This is a genomic window from Nonomuraea basaltis (assembly GCF_005893125.1).
In the GTDB taxonomy this organism is placed as follows: domain Bacteria; phylum Actinomycetota; class Actinomycetes; order Streptosporangiales; family Streptosporangiaceae; genus Nonomuraea; species Nonomuraea basaltis.
Map to the genome: position 1 here is coordinate 1 of NZ_VCJS01000340.1, position 9627 is coordinate 9627.

Annotated in this window: 8 protein-coding genes; 4 read left to right on the forward strand and 4 right to left on the reverse strand. The window is 68.0% G+C overall.

The window, feature by feature from the left end; translation table 11 throughout:
* On the forward strand, positions 1-774 hold a 774-nt coding region (locus EJK15_RS64215; protein WP_138720079.1), incomplete at its 5' end, for a tyrosine-type recombinase/integrase.
* A gap of 470 nt (positions 775-1244) precedes the next feature.
* Here the strand turns inward: EJK15_RS64215 and EJK15_RS64220 are convergent.
* The 4 genes from EJK15_RS64220 to EJK15_RS64235 form a co-directional block, all read right to left on the reverse strand.
* On the reverse strand, positions 1245-2459 hold the full coding sequence (locus EJK15_RS64220; protein ID WP_240778021.1) for a L,D-transpeptidase: 1215 nt from the start codon (positions 2457-2459) through the stop codon (positions 1245-1247).
* 107 nt (positions 2460-2566) lie between these two features.
* The gene (gene recD2 / locus EJK15_RS64225) at positions 2567-4780 is read right to left on the reverse strand and encodes an SF1B family DNA helicase RecD2 (RefSeq protein ID WP_138720080.1); all 2214 of its coding nucleotides are present in this window, start codon (positions 4778-4780) and stop codon (positions 2567-2569) included.
* A gap of 667 nt (positions 4781-5447) precedes the next feature.
* Positions 5448-5873 carry a hypothetical protein gene (locus EJK15_RS64230; protein ID WP_138720081.1) on the reverse strand — a complete coding sequence of 142 codons (426 nt, stop codon included), beginning with the start codon at positions 5871-5873 and terminating at the stop codon, positions 5448-5450.
* 134 nt (positions 5874-6007) lie between these two features.
* Positions 6008-6277 (reverse strand): hypothetical protein, encoded by a 270-nt coding sequence (locus EJK15_RS64235; RefSeq protein WP_138720082.1) that lies wholly within the window; start codon positions 6275-6277, stop codon positions 6008-6010.
* Between the two features lie 214 nt (positions 6278-6491).
* Between EJK15_RS64235 and EJK15_RS64240 the strand changes: the two genes are divergently transcribed.
* The 3 genes from EJK15_RS64240 to EJK15_RS64250 all read left to right on the forward strand — a co-directional run bounded on the left by EJK15_RS64240 (position 6492) and on the right by EJK15_RS64250 (position 9375).
* Positions 6492-8294: an IS481 family transposase gene (locus tag EJK15_RS64240; protein ID WP_206062143.1), complete on the forward strand. Its 1803-nt coding sequence runs from the start codon at positions 6492-6494 to the stop codon at positions 8292-8294.
* A gap of 110 nt (positions 8295-8404) precedes the next feature.
* Complete coding sequence (locus EJK15_RS64245) at positions 8405-8839, forward strand: MarR family winged helix-turn-helix transcriptional regulator (protein ID WP_138720083.1); 435 nt, start codon at positions 8405-8407, stop codon at positions 8837-8839.
* Positions 8836-9375, forward strand: coding sequence for a hypothetical protein (locus EJK15_RS64250; RefSeq protein ID WP_206062145.1), 540 nt, complete (start codon positions 8836-8838; stop codon positions 9373-9375). Before EJK15_RS64245 ends, EJK15_RS64250 begins: the two co-directional genes overlap by 4 nt.
* Positions 9376-9627 lie beyond the last annotated feature (252 nt).

Sequence of the window (9627 nt, forward strand, 5' to 3'; positions counted from 1 at the left end):
GTGGGGGTGGCGGGGCAGTCGCCGTCGTCGCAGGCGCGGTTTCGGCGGTCGATTTCGGCGTTGTTCAAGCATGCGGCGCTGGCGGGGTGGGTGCAGGTCAATCCGATGACGCGTTCGACGGTGACGGCCAAGGAGCGGGGCGGGTTGCGGCCGCAGCGGCGGGCGTTGACGCGGGAGCAGGCGCAGGGGTTGATCGGGGCGGCGCGGACGCTGCAGGAGGTGCCGCCGCCGGCGGGTAAGCGGCGTGATCAGCGTACGGAGTTGCGTGATGCGGTGATCGTGTTGTTGTTGTCGACGGTGGGGCCGCGGGTGTCGGAGCTGGTGCGGGCGAACGTGGAGGATTTCTTCACCAACGACGGGGTGCGTTATTGGCGGATTTTCGGTAAGGGCGGGCGTACGCGGGATGTGCCGTTGCCGGATGATGTGGCGCGGGTGCTGCAGGCGTATCTGGAGCGGGGGCGGCCTGCGGTGGAGGACAAGGCGTTGCTGCTGTCGTGGCGGGGGCGCAGGCTGGCGCGTGGTGATGTGCAGGCGGTGATCGATCGGGTGCAGCGGCGGGTGGATCCTGATCAGCGGCGGTCGGTGACGCCGCATGGGTTGCGGCATACGACGGCGACGCATTTGCTGGCCGATGCGGTGGACATGGATGCGGTGCGGCGGGTGCTGGGGCACAGCGATCTGTCGACGCTGGGGCGTTATCGTGATGAGCTGCCGGGTGAGCTGGAGGTGGCGATGCGCTCGCATCCGCTGCTGCGTGGCCGGTCGTCGCGGTGACCGGGTCGGGGGTGGCGGTTCGTGGGGCCGCCGGCACGCTCGCGGGCCTGGGGTGTGGGGTTAGAGGCGGGGTTGCAGGAGCATGCCGGGCCACTCCCCCACGGTGACGGGTTGGGTGCGGGTGAAGGCGCAGCTTTCGTCGTAGGTGATCAGGTGGCCGTCGTCGCCGGTGTAGCAGTGGGCGGGTAGCGGGGTGGCGCCGCGGGTGCGGGCCTGCTGGAGGGCCCAGTGCAGGAGGGTGCGGCCGACGTGGTGTCCGGCGTGGGCGCGATCGGTGACACTTTAGGGCGTTTTCCGGTCCCGTGCTGCTCCCCCGGGTGCGTCGCAGCGTGTCCATGTCCGGGGTAGCGCGTTCGGTGTGGCCGGCTCTTTTTCGCCTGTCTGTGGCCGGGCCGCGTCCGGGGACGCGGGCTCGTCGCGTTCCCGGTGTCGTGGGCCGGGATGCGGGCGGTGTCCTGTGCTGGTGCGGGTCAGGCCTTGGCGTGCAGGGCGCTGCCCTTCTTCCACTGGGAGAACGGCATCTGCCAGAAGCCCCAGCCGTTGTTCCACTCCAGTTCGCGGTTGGTGCCGGTGATGTCGACGACGTCGCCGCGCTGGACGTTGTCGTAGAACCATCTGGCCTGGTCGGGGCGGGAGTTGATGCAGCCGTGGCTGACGTTGCGCACGCCTTGGGCCCAGACGTTGTTCTTGGCGTGGACGTACTCGCCGGAGTTGGAGATGCGCACGGCGTGGTTGATCATGACGTCGTAGTAGCCGGGGTCGCCTTTCTCGCGGCCCGGGGAGATCATGCGGACGGGGTTGCCGCGTTCCATGGTGAGGTGGACGCCGGAGGTGGTGGTGTATTCGCGGGTGGTGGCCATGCCGGCGCTGATGCGCATGGTCTGGACGCGCTTGCCGTCTTTGTAGACGTACATCATGTGCTTGCGCGTGTCGATCTTGCTGATCTGCTTGGCGCCGATCTTCAGGTTGGCGGTGTAGTCCTCGACGCCGTACAGGCCTTTGCCGGCTTTGATGCCGGTGATGTTGGCGTTGAAGGTGACCTTCTGGTGGGCGGGCCAGTATTTGGCGGTGCGGTAGATGACCTTGGAGTCGTCGACCCAGCGCCAGGCGCCTTCGACGGGCTTTTCGGCCTCGACTTCGAGGGCGCGTTCGATGGTGGCCTTGTTGGTGACGGGCTGGTTGAAGGTGACGATGATGGGGGCGCCGACGCCGAGGGTCTCGCCCTTGGCGTTGGGGGTCACGTCGATGACCTGCAGGGCGCGCTCGGGTTTGGCCGTGGTGAAGGCGCTGGTGGCGGTGGTGGCGCCGGCCTTGGCGGTGACGCTGTAGTCGGTGGAGGGCTTGAGCGGTGTCTTGGAGACCCACCTGGTCTTGTCGGCGTTGAAGCGGCCCTCGATCTGGTCGTCGCCGGCGTCGATGGTGACGTCCTCGAGGGCGGCGCCGGCGGCGGTGACGACGATCTTCTTGTCGGGGCTGACCTTGGTGGTGCCCTCGGCGGGGCTGATCGTGACGGTGGGTGCTTCGGGGGTGGCCGTGGTGGTGGCTTCGGGTGCGGCGGGGTCCCCGGTGGTGGTGGTGCCGGCGTTCGAGCACGAGGCGGTCAGGGCGGCCGCGGCCAGCAGTGCGACCGTGGCGGCCGGCTTCCTCCAAGCGGGCGCGATGTTCACGTCTGTCCTCTCCCCCATGGCGCAAAACGCACCTCAAAAGACCCTAATGCTCCTGCATATAAGACGAGGAATCCTTTGGGAGAGTTCGGTCACATTTAGATCACTTGTCGCGGGTCAGGCGCAGGTCAACGCCGGGTGAGGCGGTGTGTGAGGCCGGTGTGCCGCCGGCCTGCGCCTTTGGTGCGTACGGCCTGGGCCAGCGCCCGGCGTGAGCCGACGATCACCACGAGCCGTTTGGCGCGGGTGATGGCGGTGTAGAGCAGGTTGCGCTGCAGCATCATCCAGGCGCTGGTGGCCAGGGGGATGACGACGGCGGGGTACTCGCTGCCCTGGGAGCGGTGGATGGACACGGCGTAGGCGTGGGCGAGCTCGTCCAGCTCGTCGAAGGCGTAGTCGACCGATTCGTCCTCATCGGTCGAGACGGTGAGCTTGTGCTCGTCGGGCCGGATGTCGGTGACGATGCCGACGGTGCCGTTGAACACCCCGGCCGCGCCCTTGTCGTAGTTGTTGCGCAGCTGGGTGACCTTGTCGCCGACGCGGAAGACGCGGCCGCCGTAGCGGCGTTCGGGCATGCCCTCGCGGGCCGGGGTCAGGGCCTCCTGCAGAGCGGTGTTGAGGGCGCCCGCGCCGGCGGCGCCGCGGTGCATGGGGGCCAGGACCTGGACGTCGCGGCGGGGGTCGAGGCGGAATCTGGCGGGGATGCGGCGGGCCACGACGTCGACGGTCATGGCGGCGATCTCCTCGGGCTCCTCGCAGGGGAACAGGAAGAAGTCCTTCATGCCCTCCAGGACGGGGTGGCGGCCGGTGTTGACGCGGTGGGCGTTGACGACGACGCCAGACTCCTGGGCCTGGCGGAAGATCTGCGTCAGCCGTACGCGGGGGATGTCGTCGGCGGCGAGCAGGTCTTTGAGCACCTCGCCGGCGCCGACGGAGGGCAGCTGGTCGACGTCGCCGACGAACAGCAGGTGCGCGCCGGGGGCGACGGCCTTGACGAGCTTGTTGGCCAGCAGCAGGTCGAGCATGGAGGCCTCGTCGACGACGACCAGGTCGGCGTCGAGGGGGTTGTCGCGGTCGAAGGTGGCCTCGCCGCCGGGCCGCAGCTGCAGCAGGCGGTGGACGGTGGTGGCCTCGTGGCCGGTCAGCTCGGCCAGGCGTTTGGCGGCGCGGCCGGTGGGGGCGGCCAGGATGACGCGGGCGCGTTTGGCGCGGGCCAGCAGCACGATGGAGCGTACGGTGAAGCTCTTGCCGCAGCCGGGCCCGCCGGTGAGGACGGCGACCTTCTCGGTCAGCGCCAGGCGGACGGCCTGGCGCTGCTCGGGGGCCAGCTCGGCGCCGGTCTGGCCGTGCAGCCAGGTCTCGGCCCGTTCCCAGTCGACGTCGGCGAAGGCTTTGAGCCGGTCGTGGCCGCCGCGCAGCAGTGACAGCAGGCCTGAGGCGAGTGACAGCTCGGCGCGGTGGAAGGGTGGCAGGTAGACGGCGGGCACGATGGTGTCGCCGGCCGGGACGGGCTCGCGGACGACGCCTTCGGCGGCGACGAGTTCCTCCAGGCAGGCGGCGACCAGGTCGGCGGGCACGTCGAGGATCTTGACGGCGTCGGCGGTCAGGTTGGGGGCCGGCAGGTAGCAGTGGCCGTCGTCGGCGGCCTGCGACAGGGTGTAGCGCAGGCCGGCCTTGACGCGTTCGGGGCTGTCGTGCGGGATGCCGACGGCCTGGGCGATGGTGTCGGCGGTCTTGAAGCCGATCCCCCACACGTCTCCGGCCAGGTCGTACGGCCGGGTCTTGACGACGGAGATGGACTGCTCGCCGTACTGCTTGAAGATGCGCACCGCGATCGAGGTGGACACGCCGACACCCTGCAGGAAGATCATCACCTCTTTGATGATCTTCTGTTCCTCCCAGGCGGCGGCGATCATCTTGGTCCGTTTGGGGCCCAGGCCGGGCACCTCCACGAGGCGTTCGGGCTGCTGCTCGATGACCTCCAGGGTGTCGGTGCCGAAGTGGTCGACGATCCGCTCGGCCATCTTGGGGCCGATGCCCTTGATCAGGCCTGAGCCGAGGTAGCGGCGGATGCCCTGCACGGTGGCGGGCAGCACGGTGGTGTAGGACCGCACCTCGAACTGGCGGCCGTAGCGGGGGTGGGAGGTCCAGCGGCCGTGCAGCCGCAGCGACTCGCCGACCTGGGCGCCCAGCAGGGGGCCGACGACGGTCAGCAGCTCGGAGCCGGAGCGTTCGGTGGCCACCCGGGCGATGGTGTAACCGGTCTCCTCGTTGGCGTAGGTGATGCGTTCAAGGACGGCTTCTAAGGCTACAACGACTGAACCGTCTGGACCATGCGCCACGGAAACTCTCACTCCCCTGCCGTTCTGGGCCCCAGATTAGAGCAAGAGCCCGGACACGGAGTCCCACACCGTGCCGGAGCGGTCGCGCTTTCGAAGACTCTGCCGTTCGTATGCCTGGAAGGGCAGGATTGCGCGAGTAATCGTGTGTGAGATCGTAGAAGTCATGAGAACCCGCGCCGAAGCTCTTGCTGCCGCCGGGCGTGTCCTCGCGGAAGCGCGGGCCCGCCGAGACGCTCTCTCGCCTGAGGAGGCAGCTCGTGCCGCCTATGTCCCCGGGGGCCGCCCCGTCGAGGAGCTGGCGGCCATCATCCGAGAGCAGCGCCGCAGGGCTCGCGCGCGCCAGCAAGCGGCCCTGAACTGATCTCGCTAGCAATCTCGCAAGCCAGATCAGCAAGCGCAAATCTATAACGTAAAGGCTCTGAAATCGGACATCTCACTGTCCGGAAACCCGCTATTTGGCGCGATAAGCAGGAGGTCAACTAGGGCGCCAGCCGACCGTTGCCGGATTGCATGTCCGATTTAACGGCCTTTACGTTATAGATTCTGTCTCGCTCGGCGCGTCGGGGGGCAATGAACACCACGGCGGACCAGTAGCCGCTAGGCGGCGAACCCAATGAGGACCGTCAGGTCGCCGCCGAGCATGGCCACCTAGTTGACATCCCCTCGGCTATGAGGGCCGGCAGTATTTCGCCATGCCGTCGTCGAGTCCTCTCTGCCATCCCAGCATGTAGCCGTCGGCGTAACCCTTGCCGTAAGCACCTGGCGGCCAATTTGGCCAAGCTGGGATGTCTTCACAGTGCTCCCGGGCGCGTGCCTCTCCCTCTTGGTAGCCCTCCGAGAGTCCCGTGGCGTAGCCCTTTTGGTAAGGAGCGCGATCATCGTCTGGTGGCGCTATTGCCGTCGATGTGGTGCGCATCACTGAGACCGGGCTGGCCGAGGCCTGCGCCTCAACGGGCCAGAGCGCGACGGTGGCAAAGAACGCCGTTCCGAGGATGGTTGTTCGCGAAGGGTAACGCATGCGCGTCTCCTCTCGTCGGATGATGTCATCCCTGAGACGATTAATCAGGGAATAGACGAGGTTTTTGTCGCCCATAGATAGGCAAGAAAAGCGCTAGCGATAACGTTGGATGTCCATTCGGCTCACGGTGCCTACATGACTTCTCTTCCACTCTATGACATGGCTACCGACAATTCTCAAGCCTTCTCATTTCAAAGTCTGCGCCATCTCTACCAAACGACTCCCGACGCGTCGTAGGTCTCGCGTCGGGCCCGCTGCACGGCCAGCAGGGCGGCGTGCTCCGCTGCACGCCGTTGGACTGGCCAGGGGGCGACGAGTCCTCCGGCTGGGGTGATCCACGCGGATAGGCGGTACCGGATCCAGCTCGGCAGCCAGCGTGGATCGTGGGTGTGGATCCACGGAGCGCCGTCGGCCCGGTGGTCGAGCGCGTGCCGGATGTCGCTGATGGTCGCGCCGAGGTCGAACGCGGACCGCAGCACGCTGCGCAGGTGTCGCGCGGAGATGCGGCGGAAGAGGGGCAGCTCACGGATCAGCCTCTGGCACGCTGCGAGCCGATCTCTCTTGGTGACCGGCGTGATGATGTGTATGGCCTCAAGAGTTCGTTGACAGAACGTTCTCAGTAGTTTCCTGACAGTGATCTCGTGGTTCGTGCTGTTCTTGCCCTGTTGGTGGTATGGGGCTGGAGGGTACGGAGTGACGGATCGGGCGTGGCTGGTTGAGCATCGGTACCGGGCGGTCATGGAGGTGCGGGACGGATCGCCGGTGACCGAGGTGGCAGTGCGGTACGGCGTCTCGAGGCAGACGATCTATGCCTGGCGGGAGCGGTTCGAGCGGGACGGGGTCGTCGGGTTGCAGGAGGCCTCGCGTCGACCACGGTCCAGCCCGTCGCGGATCGCCGCCGATATAGAGGTGTTGATCTGCGAGCTCCGACGCGCTCATCGCCGGTGGGGCGCCCGGCGGATCTGCTTCGAGCTCGGCCGCCGCGGGGTGGACCCGGTCCCCGCCAAGGCGACTGTGCACCGAGTGCTGACCCGCAACGGGCTGGTAAATGCGCAGGACCAGGAGCACAAGCGCAAGTACCGGCGGTGGCAGCGCGAGGCGCCGATGCAGCTGTGGCAGCTCGACATCGTCGGCGGGGTGTTCCTGGCCGATGGCCGTGAGTGCAAGCTGGTCACCGGCATCGACGACCATTCTCGGTTCGTGGTCATCGCCGCCCTGGTGGTGCAGCCAACCGGACGAGCGACGTGTGAGGCGTTCACCGAGGCGATGCGCCGTTACGGCGTCCCCGCCGAGGTCCTCACCGACAACGGCAAGCAGTTCACCGGCCGCTTCACCAAGCCGGTCCCGGCCGAGGTGATGTTCGAGCGGCTCTGCCGGGAGAACGGAATCAGCCAGCGGCTGACCAAACGCCGCTCACCCACCACCACGGGAAAGATCGAACGTTGGCACCGCACCCTGCGCGAGGAACTCCTGGACCAAGTCGCCCCGTTTGAATCGTTCACCGCCGCCCAAGAAGCGATCACCGCCTGGGTGCACATCTACAATCATGCAAGGCCCCACCAGGCACTCGACATGGCCTGCCCAGCCGCCCTCTTCCGACCCAACGGCCCGTCCACGACCGCCGTCTCCCAGCGAGTACCAGCACCCGAGCCGCCCTCCACCGCGCCACCGCTCACTGAGGCGCCGCTGGAGACGGCACTGCGCATCCAGGAACCCCCAGCTCCGCCCACCGAGTCCGGCGCGGTCGAGCAGGACCGTGTGGTACCCGGTGGCGGGATCGTGCTGGTCGCTCAACATCAGCAGGTCTGGCTGGGCCCGGCCTTCACCGGACGCACCGTCACCTTGTGGATCGATGAGCGCAGCATCCACGTCACCCTGGACGGCCACCACGTCAAGACCGTCTCCTCTCGCCTGACCAGCGAGCACCTGCGCTGGCTGCGCATGCACGGCGCCCGCCCGGCGAGCCCGGCTCCCGCGGCCCCAGCTTTGCCGTCCCGGAACGGTCGCCGATACCTACCCGCAGGCGCGGCCGTCGAGGTCGACCGGACCGCCGGCCGGGACGGCTGCTTCAGATTCGCCAACAACACCTACAACATCGGGCCCCGGCATGTCGGCCAGCGCGTCACCCTCCGCCTGGACGAACACCTCATGCACGCCATCATCAACGGTCAGGTCCTCAAGACCTGGCCCCTGCCCATCCCCGCAGACCAGCGCGCTTCCCTCGCCGGAGCCCGCCCCGCCAGCGCTCCTCTCCCACCACCGCCGACTGGGCCCCAGCAAGCCACCCGACGCGTCCCCAAAGACGGTGTCACCATGGTCGCCAACCACCGCCTACGGATCGGCCGGACCCACGCCGGAAAACAGGTGACCATCTTCATCGAGGACACCCACTTCCGCGTCATGCATGGCGACCAGGAACTTTCCCTCCACCCCCGCAACCTGTTGGTTGCCACTCAAGATGACGACGTAGGGCGCCGGATGTGCCATTCACCCTGACGATGTGGACTTCACGGTCTCCATTGAATTGATCTTCGGGGTGCTGAGCGGCACCGTGACGATGGTGGCGTCTTGCAGCAAAGTATCCCGATATCGTAATATCCGAAAACATGAAGTCCGAATCCGTATCACCGGGCCGGTCGGCGCTGCTGGCCTTGCAGCGCGCTACCCACGCCACCTTGCACCTGATCGCCACTGAACTCGTCGACCTCGACCTGACCGCCTCCGAGATCAACGCACTGGCCAACCTCGCCGACGGTCATGGCCGCACCGTCTCCCAGCTGGGGGCCGCGGTCGGGGCCCGCCCCACGACGCTGACCAGCGTGCTGGACCGGCTGGAACGCCGCGGTCACATCACCCGCGGCACGCGCGCCGGCGACCGCCGCTCGGTGCTCATCGAACTGACCGACTCCGGGCGCGCGGCGGCCGCCGTCATCACCCAGACCCTGACCGACGTCGAGAACCGCGCGCTGGAGGGCCTGCCCGCCGAAGCGGTCGCCGGCTTCTATGCCGTTCTGGACGCGCTGGTCAAGGAGGGGTCATGACCACACACGACCATGGCCCGTACTCCGGCCACGCGGCACATCTCCACGGGCTGCTCAAGATTCTGACCGGCCCAGCGGAGCGCCTGCGACGGCATCTGCACGCCGGCCACGGCGCGAACGGCACGGACGAGGAGTCCTCGCCGTTCGCCGAGTTGATGGGGGAGGTGATGGCGACCGCCGAGCGGTTCGGGCACCGCCAGCACGTCCAGCTGACTTGGCTGGCCGTCCGGCGCTACGGCACCACTGCGGCGGTCGACCTGGTCAGCGACGGCATCCAGCGCACCGCCCGCTACGCGGGCGCACCGCAGAAGTACAATGCCACCGTCAGCCGGGCCTGGATCGAACTGGTGGGCCACCACGCCGGGCAGTCGGACACCGCCGACTTCGACGCGTTCGCCGACCAGAACCCTGCGTTGCTCGACAAGAAGCTGCTCGCCCGCTTCTATCGGTCCTCGACGCTGGCAAGCGACCCGGCCAGGACCGGCTGGGTCGAGCCGGACCTCGCTCCGTTCCCCTGGCAGCAAGCTGGCGGGTGAGACGGGGCTCAACTCTCGCCCCTGTCTGCCGGTCTGGTCGACCTGGGGGGCTGAAGCTCGCCTGCAGGATCGGCAACGGCCCTCCCGCCTCGCTTGGCAGCGACGTCGGGAGGGCCGTTCAGCGTGCGGAGGCGCCGTGATAACGGTGGAGGAGGCGTCGGCGGTCGTCGAACGCAGGCTTGCCGAGGGCGAGTTGGCCTGCCCGGACTGCGGCGGGGTGCTAGCGAGGTGGGGCTGGGGGCGGTCGCGTCG